Origin of the sequence: Lactococcus hircilactis, from assembly GCF_009601015.1 — a bacterium.
Taxonomy (GTDB): Bacteria; Bacillota; Bacilli; order Lactobacillales; family Streptococcaceae; genus Lactococcus; species Lactococcus hircilactis.
The window spans coordinates 173,259-187,816 of record NZ_WITJ01000004.1; the positions used below are offsets into that span (position 1 = coordinate 173,259).

General features: G+C 37.6%; 12 protein-coding genes. 9 read left to right on the forward strand and 3 right to left on the reverse strand.

Annotation, left to right across the window (positions count from 1 at the left end; translation table 11 throughout):
- Positions 1 to 185: 185 nt before the first annotated feature.
- A complete protein-coding gene (locus tag GHI93_RS03875; RefSeq protein WP_153495765.1) occupies positions 186 to 1,079 on the reverse strand; it encodes a LysR family transcriptional regulator in 894 nt (297 codons plus the stop codon).
- 179 nt (positions 1,080 to 1,258) lie between these two features.
- Between GHI93_RS03875 and GHI93_RS03880 the strand changes: the two genes are divergently transcribed.
- The 5 genes from GHI93_RS03880 (at position 1,259) to GHI93_RS03900 (ending at position 7,170) form a co-directional block, all read left to right on the forward strand.
- Positions 1,259 to 2,881, forward strand: coding sequence for a malolactic enzyme (locus GHI93_RS03880; RefSeq protein WP_153495766.1), 1,623 nt, complete (start codon positions 1,259 to 1,261; stop codon positions 2,879 to 2,881).
- A gap of 17 nt (positions 2,882 to 2,898) precedes the next feature.
- Complete coding sequence (locus GHI93_RS03885; RefSeq protein WP_153495767.1) at positions 2,899 to 4,179, forward strand: 2-hydroxycarboxylate transporter family protein; 1,281 nt, start codon at positions 2,899 to 2,901, stop codon at positions 4,177 to 4,179.
- Positions 4,180 to 4,411: 232 nt separating this feature from the next.
- Positions 4,412 to 5,311 carry an FAD:protein FMN transferase gene (locus tag GHI93_RS03890; RefSeq protein ID WP_281347476.1) on the forward strand — a complete coding sequence of 300 codons (900 nt, stop codon included), beginning with the start codon at positions 4,412 to 4,414 and terminating at the stop codon, positions 5,309 to 5,311.
- A 15-nt stretch (positions 5,312 to 5,326) separates the two neighbouring features.
- The gene (locus GHI93_RS03895; protein ID WP_153495768.1) at positions 5,327 to 5,932 is read left to right on the forward strand and encodes an NADPH-dependent FMN reductase; all 606 of its coding nucleotides are present in this window, start codon (positions 5,327 to 5,329) and stop codon (positions 5,930 to 5,932) included.
- A 20-nt stretch (positions 5,933 to 5,952) separates the two neighbouring features.
- The gene (locus tag GHI93_RS03900) at positions 5,953 to 7,170 is read left to right on the forward strand and encodes an NAD(P)H-dependent oxidoreductase (protein ID WP_153495800.1); all 1,218 of its coding nucleotides are present in this window, start codon (positions 5,953 to 5,955) and stop codon (positions 7,168 to 7,170) included.
- Positions 7,171 to 7,276: 106 nt separating this feature from the next.
- On the opposite strand, the gene GHI93_RS03905 is transcribed toward GHI93_RS03900, so the two are convergent.
- Entirely contained in the window at positions 7,277 to 8,065 is a 789-nt protein-coding gene (locus tag GHI93_RS03905; RefSeq protein WP_153495769.1) for a MerR family DNA-binding transcriptional regulator, read from the reverse strand.
- 105 nt (positions 8,066 to 8,170) lie between these two features.
- Here GHI93_RS03905 and GHI93_RS03910 point away from each other — a divergent pair, with 105 nt between their 5' ends.
- The 4 genes from GHI93_RS03910 (at position 8,171) to yidC (ending at position 12,380) form a co-directional block, all read left to right on the forward strand.
- Entirely contained in the window at positions 8,171 to 10,096 is a 1,926-nt protein-coding gene (locus GHI93_RS03910; protein WP_153495801.1) for a heavy metal translocating P-type ATPase, read from the forward strand.
- A 34-nt stretch (positions 10,097 to 10,130) separates the two neighbouring features.
- Complete coding sequence (locus GHI93_RS03915) at positions 10,131 to 10,343, forward strand: 2-hydroxymuconate tautomerase (RefSeq protein ID WP_484496932.1); 213 nt, start codon at positions 10,131 to 10,133, stop codon at positions 10,341 to 10,343.
- Between the two features lie 115 nt (positions 10,344 to 10,458).
- On the forward strand, positions 10,459 to 11,220 hold the full coding sequence (locus GHI93_RS03920; RefSeq protein WP_153495771.1) for an HAD-IIB family hydrolase: 762 nt from the start codon (positions 10,459 to 10,461) through the stop codon (positions 11,218 to 11,220).
- Between the two features lie 167 nt (positions 11,221 to 11,387).
- Entirely contained in the window at positions 11,388 to 12,380 is a 993-nt protein-coding gene (yidC, locus tag GHI93_RS03925; RefSeq protein ID WP_153495772.1) for a membrane protein insertase YidC, read from the forward strand.
- A 296-nt stretch (positions 12,381 to 12,676) separates the two neighbouring features.
- Here the strand turns inward: yidC and GHI93_RS03930 are convergent, their stop codons facing one another.
- Positions 12,677 to 14,458 (reverse strand): SEC10/PgrA surface exclusion domain-containing protein, encoded by a 1,782-nt coding sequence (locus GHI93_RS03930; RefSeq protein WP_153495773.1) that lies wholly within the window; start codon positions 14,456 to 14,458, stop codon positions 12,677 to 12,679.
- Positions 14,459 to 14,558 lie beyond the last annotated feature (100 nt).

Here is a 14,558-nt window from a genome sequence, read left to right on the forward strand (position 1 = left end):
ATGCATGAATATTTAAAGATATCAGTGATTCAACTGGACGATTTGTAATATATATGAAAATTCTAAATATTCTAAAACAAAATGTCTGTTTACCTTTTTTTCTAGGTATCACTTCAATGTTTTATCCTTCGCAAGTGAAACAAAAAAAGACAATTACTGTCTTTTATCTTTTACTTGGATGTATCTTACTTATTCAGTTTTGATAAATTGTCGAGAATTGAAATCAGGGCGCTTAAATCTTCAGTCATCACGGTGTTTTTTAGGTAGGCATATTGGACATAAAAGATTTCTTTATCTTCTTTAATCAGTGGAATTTTAACGAGTCCTTCCATTCCTTGAAAGGGGATGAAATCGGTCATTAGAGTGATTCCGATATTCGATTGAACGAGTTGACCAATGGTTTGAACATCTGAGAAGTGCAGTAAGGTTTTTGCTCTTTTTTGATACTTATTATTGAGATTTTCAAACGCTTTTGTATGAACATATCCTTCTTCAAGTAAGATAAATGGATAGTTCAAGGTTTCTTTAAAAGAAAGTTCTGTTTTTTGAGCTAAGGGATTATCTTTTGAGGTAAAGATGTAAAATTCTCTTTTATCTAATAATTTTATCGTTAAATCTGGATGTGAGAGTGGACTAATGCTCCCAATTAAACTGAAATCTAATTGGCCAGCTAAAAGTTTTTTAAGGAGTTTACTTGACCCGCCAGAAATCAAATGGAAATTGGAGATGAAACTAATGGCTTCTTCTTTATTTAATAACTGCGAAAAGATGATTGCTCTGATAATTGGCGGAAATCCGATATTGATTTGGTTCTTCTTTGATCGTTCAATGGCTCGTTCTATTACAATCATTTCATCTAGGATAGTAAGAACATGAGATTTTAAGATTCGTCCTTCTTTGGTCAATAAAACAGAACGATGTGCGTCGTCTTTTTTGATCAAATCACACTCATAGTATTCTTCGAGTCGCTTAATCGCGTAGCTAATCGTAGGTTGACTTACATGGAACGCATTTGCGGTTTGAGTAAAAGAGCGCAAATCTCCTAAAGCGTTGAAATATTCAAAATCCCTGATGTTCATAACTTTCTTTCTCCTTGTATCTTCTTCTATTCTAGCACACTCACTTCTTTCATCTGTACTATTTGTCATGTTATAAATTAAATTTATCATATCTATGAAATTTGACTATATTTTTTTATAAATTATATAATGAATGCGTCAATAAGTTTTACAATAATATTTTAATTGGAGGATGTACAATGCGTGCACATGAAATTTTAAATGATCCTTTTTTGAATAAAGGAACTGCTTTCACAATGAAAGAACGTCAAGAACTTGGTTTAGTTGGATTATTACCCCCTTATGTCCAAACAATCGAAGAACAAGCAAAACAAACTTATCAACACTATTTGATGAAGTCTTCTGATTTGGAAAAACGTCATTTTTTAATGGAAATTTTCAATACTAATCGAACCTTATTCTACTATCTCTTTAATCAACATATTGTTGAATTCAATCCGATTGTTTATGATCCAACGATTGCGGAAACAATTGAAAATTATAGTCATCTTTTTGTAGATCCTCAATATGCTGCATATCTTGATATTAATCATCCTGAAAATATTGAAGCGACTCTAAAAAATGCTGCTGGAGATCGTAAAATTCGCTTGATTGTCGTTACAGATGCTGAAGGAATTCTTGGGATTGGGGATTGGGGAACGCAAGGTGTTGATATTTCAGTAGGAAAACTCATGGTTTATACTGCGGCCGCAGGCATTGATCCTTCTTGTGTGCTTCCAGTCGTTATTGATGCAGGAACGAATAGAAAAACGTTACTTGAAGATGATTTATATCTTGGAAATCATCATGAACGTGTTTATGGTGAAACTTACTATCACTTTGTTGATCAATTTGTTGCTACTGCTGAAGGAATGTTTCCAAAATTATATTTGCACTGGGAAGATTTTGGACGTTCCAATGCTGCAACGCTCCTGGATAAGTATAAAAAAGAAATTCCAACATTCAATGATGATATTCAAGGAACTGGAATTGTGGTTCTTGGAGGGATCTTTGGCTCCCTTGATATTACAGGGGAAAAATTGACTGATCAAGTTTATCTTTGTTATGGTGGTGGTTCTGCTGGTGCTGGGATTGCAAGTCGTGTTCATGCTGAGATGATCAGTGAGGGGCTCACGGAAGATGAAGCGTATCAGCACTTCTTTATGATGGATAAACAGGGATTGCTTTTTGATGATATGGAAGATCTAACGCCTGCTCAAAAACCATTCGCTAAAAAACGATCTGATTTTGCAAATGCTGGCGATATGCATGATCTTGCTACTGTAATCAAAACTGTAAATGCAACTATTTTGGTTGGTACTTCTACTGATGCTGGTGCGTTTACTCAAACTGTCGTCAAAGCAATGTGTCAAAACACTCAACGTCCTGTAATTTTCCCAATTTCAAATCCTACTAAAAAATTAGAAGCGACTGCAAAACAAGTCATTGAGTGGTCTGACGGGAAAGCTTTTGTTGCTACAGGTGTTCCTTCTGGAACCATTCAATACAATGGTGTAGATTATCAAATTGGTCAAGCCAATAATGCTCTGATTTACCCTGGTTTGGGGCTTGGAATGTTAGCGTCTGAAGCACGTTTGCTTACCGATGAAATGATTGGTGCTGCTGCTCATTCATTAAGTGGGCTTGTTGATCCAGGCCAACCTGGTGCTCCAGTCCTTCCACCATTTGAATATGTCGCGAAAGTGTCAATCAAAGTTGCTGAGGCAGTTGCTAAGATGGCACAGGAGCAAGGACTTGCGCAATCGAAAGAAAAAGATATGGAAAAAGCTGTACGTGATATGAAATGGTATCCAGAATACTAAAAGGGTTATTGGGTAAAATGAAAAAAATAAAAGAAATTAAAATTTCAGGGATTAGTCTGCCACTTTACGCCTTCTTTATCATTGTGATTGTTTCTGTACTTGCTTTAGGAAAATTACCATTGAATATGGTTGGAATCACTTTATTATTGGTTGCTTTGGGTCATCTGCTTTATTATATTGGAGAAAAACTTCCAATCATGAATTCTTATCTTGGTGGAGGTTCTGTCTTTACTTTACTTGGTGCAACGTTGTTATCGTCGTTTCATTTGATCCCGTCGCATGTCATTGTTGCTGTGGGGAAGTTTATGGGTGGTCAGTTTGGTTTTCTTGATTTTTATATTTCTGCATTGATTTGTGGAGCGATTTTAGGGATGAATCGGAATCTTTTGATTAAGGCTTCAACTAAATTTATTCCTGTCGCATTGATTTCGATGATTGTTGGGTTTTTTGCAGTCGGTGGAATGGGGATGCTGCTTGGAAAAGGATTTTCCTATTCCGTAATGTACATTTCTATGCCGATGATGTCTGGAGGAATGGGTGCTGGAATCACACCACTTTCTCAGATTTATGCTGATGGGTTAGTGCATGGGAATCAGGCTGCTATTTTCTCTCAATTGGCTCCTGCGGTTACTTTTGGGAATATCGTTGCAATCATCGGTGCACTATCCATCTCAAAAATTTTTGATAAAACGAAGTATAATGGACATGGGACGCTCATTTCTGCGACAAAAGAGGAACTTGAAAAGCCAAAAATCAAACTTGATGCTCAAAAAATTGGAGTGGGAATGCTCTTTGCCTTTTCTCTGTTGATGGTCGGTGTCCTTTTGAATTACTTTTTCCCAAAAATTCATGAATATGCTTTTATGATCATCATTGTCTTTATTTTGAAGGCGACAAATACAGTGCCAAAATCTTTGGAAGAGTCGGTGGTGATGTTTAATCAGATCATTATGACTAATCTTACGCATGCAGTGTTAGCTGGAATTGGGTTAGCATTGATTGATTTGACGACACTCGCTTCTGCATTTACTTGGCAGTTTGTTGTGCTTTGTTTAACAAGCGTGATTGCTATGGGCATTTCAAGCTGGTTTTTGGGGATGTTTCTTGGACTATATCCTGTTGAGACTGCAATTGGTGCTGGAATGATTAATAATTCTATGGGTGGAACAGGAAATATCGCAGTGCTTTCAGCTTCTGATCGGATGGAAATGATTGCTTTTGCACAGATGGCTAATCGACTTTGTGGCGCTATTGTTCTCATCATGGGAGGCATTCTTATTCGGTTTTTCTATCATTAAATTAAAAATGTTTTACTTTTGAATGCTCAAAGGTAAATCGTGAGATTAATTCAAAACTTGTAACGTTTTAGTTATAAGTTTTTTTGACTATTTTATTAAAAAATTCACAAAGAGACTCGTTTTTTTCTGATAAAAGTACTATAATTGTGATGGAAGAACTTTGTCAAAAGTTTTCTACACTAATAATGAGGGGAGAGGGAATTTGAAATCGTGTCTATCTCAGACTTTTGAAATGATGGGAACTCATATTGATGTTCAATTAGTGGATGAAAATGCGGTTGAGAAAATGAATCAGGTGCATGAGCTTCTTTTACGTTATAATTTGCGTTTTAGTGCAAATCAGGCTGATTCAGAGTTGAATCAGGTGAATGATCATGCTGGAATTGGTTTTATTTCAGTTCATCCTGAGTTGTTTGAATTGATAAAAATCGGAAAGCAGGAGAGTTTAGCAAAGCCGAGTCTTTTGGATATTGCTATTGGTCCGATAACACAGGCTTGGCATATTGGTTTTTCGGATGCTAAACAGCCTTCTGATGCGCTTTTATTGGATCTTCTTGAATTGTGTCATCCGCAAGATATTTTGCTCAATGCTTTTGATTCTTCTGTTTTTCTGTCTAAAAAGGGGATGAAAATTGATCTTGGAGCGTTGGCAAAGGGATATATTGCAGATCGGATTTTTGACCTTGTAAAACCAGAGTGCGGGTTGATTAATTTGGGCGGAAATGTGTTGGTGTGTGGGAATCATCCTCAGCATTCTGATGGTTTTTGGGTGATTGGAATTCAAGATCCAAAATTGCCGAGGGGAAATCATGTTGGAATTCTTAAAATAAAGGATGCTTCTGTTGTGACTTCTGGGATTTATGAGCGAACGTTTGAGTTTAATGGGAAAGTTTTTCATCATCTTTTTTCTGCTCAAACGGGGTATCCGATTCACTCTGAGATGGCAAGTTTGACGATTGTGTCTAAAACGTCTTTGACGTGTGAGATTTGGACTTCGAGACTGTTTGGTTTAGACGTGGGCGATGCTTTGCGTGAGATAAATCAGCAAAAAACGATTGAAGGCATCATTATTACTCAATCTGGTCAAGTCTATTGTTCAGATCGATTAAAAGCTAATTTTGAAATTTTATAGAAATGAGGTGTTCCAATGAAATTAATTGGAATCGTTGGGAGTAATTCCCAAAAGTCAACAAATCGGGAACTTTTGCAATTTATGCAAAAGCATTTTAAAGAAAAGGCAGAAATCGAGCTGGTCGAAATCAAAGATTTGCCCTTATTTAATAAACCAGCGCATTTGAAAGTTCCTGAGGCGGTTTTAGAGATTGCTCAAAAAATTGAGCACGCTCAAGGCGTCATCATCGCTACACCTGAGTATGATCATGCGATTCCTGCAGCTTTGATGAATGCTTTAGCTTGGCTTTCTTATGGTATCTTCCCACTTCTCAATAAACCCGTGATGATCACTGGAGCTTCTTATGGAACTTTGGGGTCATCACGCGCACAACTTCAACTGAGACAGATTCTTGATGCGCCAGAATTGAAAGCAAATGTGATGCCAGGATCTGAATTTTTACTTGGTCATTCACTTCAAGCTTTTGATGAGCATCATGATTTGATTGATCTTGGTGTGGTTCAAAAACTTGATGCATCTTTTGATGATTTTCGGTTGTTTGTTACATTATCCAATAAACTCTCTCATGCGCAGAATTTGTTGCATCAGGAAGTTGAAAATTTTGACTGGGAAAAGCTTTAATAAGAAAGGAAAAAATAATGATGAAATTTGTTGGGATTGTCGGCTCAAATGCTGAACAATCATATAATCGCAAACTTATTGAATTTATCAGACGTCACTTTAAATTGAAATTTGAGTTGGAAATTTTTGAAATCAAGGATATTCCTTTGTTTAATCAGGATATTGATGTTTCAGATAATTTTAATCTTCAATTGATTTATCATAAAATAACGCGAGCTGATGGTGTGATTATTGCAACACCTGAGCATAATCATACGACGACGCCAGCACTTAAAAGTCTGATTGAATGGCTTTCTTATGAGTTGCATCCGTTTGATAGCAAGCCTGTCATGATTGTTGGTGCTTCTTATTATGATCAGGGATCTTCGCGTGCTCAGCTTCAACTGAGACAGATTCTTGATGCGCCAGGGGTGAATGCTTATGTCTTACCTGGAAATGAATTTCTTTTAGGAAAAGCAAAAGAGGCGTTTGATGATAAGGGAAATATTATGGAGCCAAAAACGGTCCAATTTTTAGAGCTTTGTCTGGACAATTTTGTAAAATATGTTGAAGTGGTTTCAAAACTGAAAAAACCTCAACCGCTTGAAGCTGAAGACTTAAATGTCACAACGCCAATTGCAACTACGATTGAGGGAATTGATCCTGATGATCCGGATTGGGTGGAAAAAGCGGCAGCTCAGACACACGCGGTCTCTGGTGATACTTATGTAAAGTTGGATCACGGGATTTTGACGGTCAATCAGCTGAATATGTTTTTAAATGCGATGCCTTTTGAGCTGACTTATGCAGATGATAATAATCAATTTCTTTATTATAATAATAAGCATCAAGATCCTGAGACGATGCTTGCAAAACGTGTTCCTGCGCAATCTGGAAATCGACTTTCGACGGTTCATGGGACGCTTCCTCCTCAACGGATGAAAAATGTGGAGTGGGTCATTGCAACATTGCGCTCTGGAAATCAAGAGTATGTTCGTACGGCGATTCCTGGTGGGTCAGAAACGCTTATCAATACGCATAATTATCAAGCCATGTATTATCCAAATGGGGCTTATGCTGGGATCAATGAGATTGTTTTTAATTTCAAACCTTGGTTGGATTGGTATTTGGAAACGACGGGACAAAAATTGGTCGGTCCGAATGCAGCGATGGCGGATGCAACGAGCGGTGCTTCTTCTAAAGGTGAAGCACCAAAAGAAAATGCGGCAGATGCAACAAGTGGTGCTTCAAGTCACTAAGTAGTTCTGTCGTGAGATGGTGTTCATTACATTTCTGTCAGTACTGACAGAAATGTTTGGTGATCAAAAAGACGTTGTCAGTACTGACAGCGTCTTTTTGATCATTTTAGGAGAGCACATAGCGCAATTCCAGATGCGGATTTGTTAAATCCATCGGATTTTCAAAGGTTTCGAGGGCTAAGAATTCGGTGTGTTTTTCTTTTTTGTGATTTTCTATAATCCATGCATCAATGTGCGCTTTATTGACATGTTCTGCATGAAGGTGTTGATAATTCAGCTCAAGAAATTTGAGAGATGCTGCTGGTTTTTTAGGTTTTTCAACTTTAATGGCCAGATATTGCTCAAATTTATCGTGTGTATAGAGATAATAACATCCAACGCGATTCTCGTAACTTAAATGAAATTTCTCAAGTTGTGACAAAATCTGATGAACACTTTTAAAATAAGCTTGGGAAAGCATTTCACCTTGGAAGGGAGTGAGTAAAAATGTTTCTTTCAATGTTTCAATGTGATACTGTACACTGCTGTCTAAGCGCTGTGAGAGTTTCACTTGTTGTTCCATTTTTTGTAAGTACTGCTGATGTACTTTGAGTTGTTTTTCTTGTTTTTTTATCTCTTTTGATGCTGCATTTAAAATCGCAAGCATGTTTATTTTGTTATCTTCTAAGATATATTGTGTGAAATTTTTTAGTGGTAATCCATAATTGGCACATATTTTGATGACTTTGACATAGGTAATGTGGGGATATGAATAATAACGATATCCATTTTCTGAATTAATGGCTGTGGGAGTTAAAATGCCGATACTTTCATAGTAACGGAGTGCTTTGATGTGTACTGCTGACAGTTTTGCGAGCTCACCGATGGTGAGAAAATTTGAAAAATCTTGATTCATCACTTGACCTTCCTGTGACGGTATAGTTTATAGTATAGATAAGTATAACAGATGAAAGAAATGATTTCAACTGTTGAAATTATTTTTAAAATAAGGGGGGCAAAAATGGCGAATAAAAAACAATTTTTTAATGGCATCACGCGTGAGATGAAACTCTATTTCGTAGGGATTTTAATTTTTATTGGGGGCGTCATTTTTCCATTTGATGCATGGATTAAACAAGGGATTTTCACAGGCGCATTGCTGTTTTCTGGTTATCATGTGATCTTAGAAGGGATTGAGGACACGATTGAACAAAGTAAAATAAAAAGGAGATTTCGTCCAAATACGCATATTTTGATGAGTTTAGCTGCTTTTGGCGCCGTCATTTTAGGGGATGCTGCAGAAGCTGCACTTTTGATTTTTATTTTTGCGGGGGCTCATTTTCTTGAAGAATATGTCGAAGAAAAAAGTCAAAGAGAAATTACTGCACTCTTAAAACTTAATCCTACGCAAGCGCGCAGAATCACATCTAATGGGGAAATTGAAATTGTTGATGTGAATCAACTTAACATCGCAGATCATCTTCAAGTTTTAAATGGTGGACAAATTCCGACAGATGGGATTATTATTGAAGGGACAACACAAATTGATGAATCTTCAATCAATGGTGAGGCGATGCCACGTGAAAAAGCCAAGGGAGATGAGGTGTTTGGCGCGACAATCAATGGGACTGGTGTGTTTATCATGCGAGTCACTAAAGCAAGTCATGATACGGTTTTTGCAAAAATAATACAATTGGTGGAAGCTTCGCAAAGTCATTTGTCACCAACAGCTTCTCGCATTAAAAAATATGAACCGATTTATGTGCAACTCATTTTGCTTGTTTTTATCGGGGTATTATTTGTTGGTCCGCTTTTATTTCAATGGTCATTTCAAGAAACCATTGACAAAGGATTGACCTTTATGGTGTCTGCCTCTCCTTGTGCGCTTGCAGTTTCAGCAATTCCTGCAACTTTGGCTGGAATTTCAAATCTTGCAAAACAGGGCATTCTTTTTAAAGGGGGAAATTTTCTGAGTCAATTGGCACACTTAAAAGCAATCGCTTTTGATAAAACGGGGACTTTGACATCAGGAAAACCGCAAGTGGTGCACGTTCACTTTGAACAAACTTTGATGCCTGAATCCTCCGTGATTGCACTGATTGTCACGATGGAAAAACAGGCCAATCATCCTCTTGCTACTGCGATAATTGATCATTTTGATCAAAAAACAAAAGCGATCGAACTTGAAGTGGAAAATCGGATTGGTCTGGGACTTGTGGCGCATTATCAAGGAAAATGGATTCAAATTGGGCAATCTGGTTTATTTGATCAGATTGATGCACGATGGTTAGAGGAGAAAAATGTAGAAGAAAAAAAGGGAAGAACCGTAGTATTTGTAGGAATTGAGGCGCAGATTATTGGTCTGATTTCGATTCAAGATGTGCCGCAAAAAAGTGCAAAAGCTGCGATTCAGTACTTTAAATCTGTGAATGTCGAAACTGTGATGATCACAGGTGATGGGCAATTGACTGGGGATGCAATTGGACGTGAGTTAGAAATAAATCGTGTGATTGCTCATGTTTTGCCTGAAGAAAAAGCGCACGTCATCTCACAACTCCAAGAAACACGAGGACTGACAGCGATGTTGGGTGATGGAACTAATGATGCTCCTGCACTTGTCACTGCTGACATCGGAATTGCGATGGGGAATGGGACAGATGTTGCGATTGAGACAGCTGATGTGGTGCTGATGCAAAATAATTTGGAAAAATTGATTACTGCTCACAAGACTTCTAAACAGCTTGGGCTAACGATTTCTGAAAATATTATTTTTTCGCTCCTTGTGGTGTTGATTTTAGTTGGATTTACATTCTTTGGACACTTGTCTGTTTTGACTGGGGTAATGTTGCATGAAGGCTCTACTTTACTTGTTCTTTTAAATGGACTGCGTCTTTTATCCCGTCGAAAATCAAAAAATCAAGGGCATTTAGGGATGAAAAATATTTAGAGACGTAGGCTTCATTTTATGGTAAAATAGAGGCATTAATGGATGTTCGGAAAGGAAAAAAAATATGCCATTTGTTCACATTGAACTTTTTGAAGGACGCACGGTCGCACAAAAAGCTGCGATTGCAAAAGAAATCACAGCATCAATTTCAAAACACGCTGGTGCGCCAAAATCAGCAATTCATGTCATTTTCACAGATTTACCAGAAGGAACGTTGTTTCAAGAAGGTGAAATGCGTAAAAAATAAAATTCTGTCAGTACTGACAGAATTTTATTTTGTTTTTTTGGTTTTGTTTAGGTTTTTTTGAACAAAAATGGTATAATGAAAGCGTTGATATATTACAAAAAAGGAGATTACAGCTATGAAAAAAATCTTGAGTTTTGACATTGACAATACGCTCAATGAACCTAAAATGCCCATTTTCCCAGAGATGGCACAATTACTTGCGACATTGTCTCACAAGTATCTCATCGCCCCAATTTCTGGGCAAAAGTATGATCAATTTTTGATTCAAATCATTAATAATTTGCCAGAAAGTGCGAATCTTGATCATTTCCATCTTTTTGTTGGACAAGGAACGCAATATTATGCCCACGAAGCAGGACAATGGAAGCAAGTGTTCAACTACGCTTTAACAGAAAAGCAAGTCAGTGGCATCTGCGGTGCGCTTGAAAAAGCTGCAAAAGAGCTTGGCTATTGGGATGAATCTGTGCTTGCTCCAGGAGATGAGATCATTGAAAACCGTGAATCAATGATTGCCTACTCTGCAATTGGTCAAAAAGCTGGCGTTAAAGCAAAACAAGACTGGGATCCAGATATGAAAAAACGCAATGAAATCGCGAAATTAGCGAGTCAATATGCGCCTGAATACGAATTCGAAGTGGCTGGGACAACAACGATTAACGGTTTTGTTCCTGGACAAAACAAAGAATTTGGAATGAATCATATGATGGATCACCTTCACGTGACAAAACCTGAAATCCTTTATTTTGGTGACATGACACAACCTGGCGGAAATGATTATCCTGTTGTTCAAATGGGAATCGAAACCATCACTGTTCGTGATTGGCAAGAAACTGCTGCTGTTTTGAAAGCCATCATTGCCATGGAAGGCATCGACTAATTCAATAAAAATGACATGACACGTTGTCAGTACTGACAAGCTTGAACGAGTGTTTTCGTTTTTGTCAGTACTGACAGCTTTTTTCGTATTTTATGGACATAAATCAGACTTTTGTCCTATTGAAAATTTATGAAAAATCAGGTAAAATAGACAGGTATGCTTTATTGATGGATAGAAAAGGACTTATTTTGAAAAAAACGAATAAAAGACTTGCACTAGCAGGACTCTCTACAGCCGCATTATTACTGCTTTCAGGCTGTGTTCAAACGCACCGTGTCAATGGAATTCTTGTCCCGACACAAGCCGCTCAGCATGGTTTCATTTACACTTGGCTCGTTCGCCCGATGTCAGACTTCATTGATCTTTTTGCGCATAATATGCACTTGGGTTATGGACTTGGTATTATTCTTGTAACGTTGATCATTCGCTTACTAATCTTGCCTTTAGGATTAAATCAAGCTTATAAATCAACTTATATGCAAGAAAAAATGGCTTATCTCCAACCTGTTTTTGCGCCACTCAACGAACGCCTCAAAAATGCGACGACCTCCGAAGAAAAAATGGCCGCTCAACAAGCGTTGATGCAAGCTCAAAAAGACAACGGCGTCAATATGCTCAGCTCAATTGGATGTTTGCCGATGTTGATTCAATGGCCGTTTTTCATTGCGCTTTACAATGCTGCCATGTACACGCCTGGAATCATGGCTTCCACATTCATGGGAATTAATTTGGCCAAGCCAAGCCTGATTCTCACGATTATCTCTGGAGTGCTTTACTTCCTCCAAACTTGGATTTCCACGTTTGGCATGAGTGATGAGCAAAAGAAAACCAGCAAGACCATGCTCATTATGAGTCCTGCGATGATTGTGGTCTTTAGCTTTATGGCGCCAGCCGCTGCCGCACTTTACTGGGCTGTTGGTGGTCTTGTCATCGTGATTCAACAAGTCATTATCACTTTCATTATGAAACCAAACATGAAAAAGAAAATTGACGCTGAATTTAAAACGAATCCTCCAAAAGTCATGGATGCGCCAAAAGACGTCACTCCAAATGCCGTTCAAGAAAATTTTAAAGCCATCACAAGTCAACCCAATGCGACAGAACAAAAACATGCCACAAAAAAATCTGGACGCAATGCTGGAAAACAAAAACGCGATTAAAAAATTTCTGTCAGTACTGACAGAAATTTTTTTAGGTCAATGAACCCTTTATCCATACCTTTTTAGGATTGTCACATCTGACCTAGATCAGAATCATAGGTTCAATCCCAAACATCATTTTTTTATGGTAGTATAACATAGAACTGGCTGTTGCATTATTAGTCGATTTAGTTGTGAAATGGTGTCATATTAGGTGAAGCATGCGGTGGATGTATACTGGGAAAGCCAATATAAAAAACGGTCTATTGAACCGTTTTTGTGGAAAAATATTTACAAAAGATAGATAGTAAAACGCGTCATTTAATTGTTTGAGCACTTGACAAACCATATAAACTCTCATATTTTGCTTGGGCTTGTATGTCATTTAATGTGTAGTTTTGATAATCTGCTAGATAATTATAATTTTGAACGTTTTCTACATGGAGTTGTTCATAGTATAGACTGCCACTTGTTTCATGTGAAAAAGCCAAACCAAGAGTGTTTGATTTTAGCAATGACGTGATGTGAGCATAATTTGAACCAGCATCAGCGATTGCGAATTCTAACATACAATTAAACATTAGTCCGTATAAATCAGCTTCGGTATAAGTTTGATGGAAAGCACTGACATCAGCCATAGCTAAATTTTCATAAGGATTTATTTTATTTTGAGCTAAATTATGTTTAGCTGCAGCTCTATTTATAGCTGGGATATTATGCCCACCAAGATAATTAATTGCCGTATATTCTGCTGCTACGTCTTTTGCAAATGCGTTTAGATTTGTATTGATGTATGTCGTTTTTCCATCTCCCAGTTGTTTGTGGATGGAGTTGAGGAGTGTTGCAAAATATTGATTTAATTTTGCTTGTTCAGAAGCTGGGAGAGCGGTAACATCATATTTTACAGTATTATCGAGTCCTCCCTCTGTAAAATTATTGTAGCTATTTTCAGTATCATACAACTTATCTAAAGTTGATTTTGCAGCATCTTTGGCGGTAGCATCCGTAGTTGTGGTATATGCTTTATAAGCATTTAGCCATACGTTATCTAATTTTATAGATGTAGGATAGGGTACCGTAGAAAGTTTAATCCAAGAGACATAAGTTGTATTTGTTATCACTTTATCTCCATTTGAAGCTGTGGAGGTAAATGTCACGGTTGAACCAGTTGGTGGGTTTGATACATTCTTATATCCTGCAGTTGAAGATAATACCTCTCCAGTAGTTGTTTCATTAACAGTCACATTTTTTGTAATTGTGATAGGCTTATGCCAAATATTAGTCGTTGTGTTCGTTAGGATTTTATCTCCATAAACATTAGAGAGAGTGGTTGCAGAAGTTGTTTTTGATGAAAGTTTAGTGTAACCATTCGTGTTTGTGAGTACCTTGCCTTTGTCATCTTTATTGACAGTCACATTTTTAGTCGTTGTTGTGGTAGGTTTTGCGACTAACTTAATTGTGAGAGCTTCCATGCGTAAAGCATGGTCATTACTTCCGACTTCTTGACCATTCTTGAACCAGTTGGCAACTGGCGCGATTTGTTGGAAGTTTGGAGCTTGATAGTAGAGCGTACTTGTGCCGTATTGGGTATTCCCTTTTTTGCCGTTGTATTGCCAGCCGATGTTCTGTACGTGACTGTCATATACCACGTCATAGTGTTTGGCAATTTCGCCTGTCAACTGTACTGTGAAAGCTTCCATACGTAAGGAGCGCGTTACTGTTCCCGCTGTTTGCCCATTCGTAAACCAATCAGAAGTTGAAGGGATAACTTGCGGTGTGCTATTGTACGCGTTCGGCTTGCTAGCCTTTTGCCAACCGATACCCTGTACGTGTGCATCGTAGATGACCCCTCCTGTCATCCCTGTAGGGAGGTTCAATGCGATTTGAATGGACTCCATTCGCAGACCACGTGCATTTGTCCCTGCTTCTTGTCCGTCATGAAACCATGTAGAGCTGTCTTTGGGATTCTTTTGCCAGCCAATATTTTGAACTTGGGTGTTGTAGAGGATAGATGGTGTAGCAGCTTGAACTTTTATTGCTCCTACAGAAATCACTGTCAATAAAAAGATTGAGCCTAGAATAATAGTTTTTTTATTCATCTTATTTTCCTTTTAATGTTTCTTTTGACGAAGTCAAAAGAAAATGCTATGTATTACGTAGTAATAATAGCATTTCGGAAATGATGAAAAATTGTAATTT

What these genes read in the sequence shown, in the direction of transcription:
- GHI93_RS03875 (WP_153495765.1), bottom strand. Translation starts at nt 1,079, where the DNA reads ATGAACATCAGGGATTTTGAATATTTCAACGCTTTAGGAGATTTGCGC.
- GHI93_RS03880 (WP_153495766.1), top strand. Translation starts at nt 1,259, where the DNA reads ATGCGTGCACATGAAATTTTAAATGATCCTTTTTTGAATAAAGGAACT.
- GHI93_RS03885 (WP_153495767.1), top strand. Translation starts at nt 2,899, where the DNA reads ATGAAAAAAATAAAAGAAATTAAAATTTCAGGGATTAGTCTGCCACTT.
- GHI93_RS03890 (WP_281347476.1), top strand. Translation starts at nt 4,412, where the DNA reads ATGATGGGAACTCATATTGATGTTCAATTAGTGGATGAAAATGCGGTT.
- GHI93_RS03895 (WP_153495768.1), top strand. Translation starts at nt 5,327, where the DNA reads ATGAAATTAATTGGAATCGTTGGGAGTAATTCCCAAAAGTCAACAAAT.
- GHI93_RS03900 (WP_153495800.1), top strand. Translation starts at nt 5,953, where the DNA reads ATGAAATTTGTTGGGATTGTCGGCTCAAATGCTGAACAATCATATAAT.
- GHI93_RS03905 (WP_153495769.1), bottom strand. Translation starts at nt 8,065, where the DNA reads ATGAATCAAGATTTTTCAAATTTTCTCACCATCGGTGAGCTCGCAAAA.
- GHI93_RS03910 (WP_153495801.1), top strand. Translation starts at nt 8,171, where the DNA reads ATGGCGAATAAAAAACAATTTTTTAATGGCATCACGCGTGAGATGAAA.
- GHI93_RS03920 (WP_153495771.1), top strand. Translation starts at nt 10,459, where the DNA reads ATGAAAAAAATCTTGAGTTTTGACATTGACAATACGCTCAATGAACCT.
- yidC (WP_153495772.1), top strand. Translation starts at nt 11,388, where the DNA reads ATGGATAGAAAAGGACTTATTTTGAAAAAAACGAATAAAAGACTTGCA.
- GHI93_RS03930 (WP_153495773.1), bottom strand. Translation starts at nt 14,458, where the DNA reads ATGAATAAAAAAACTATTATTCTAGGCTCAATCTTTTTATTGACAGTG.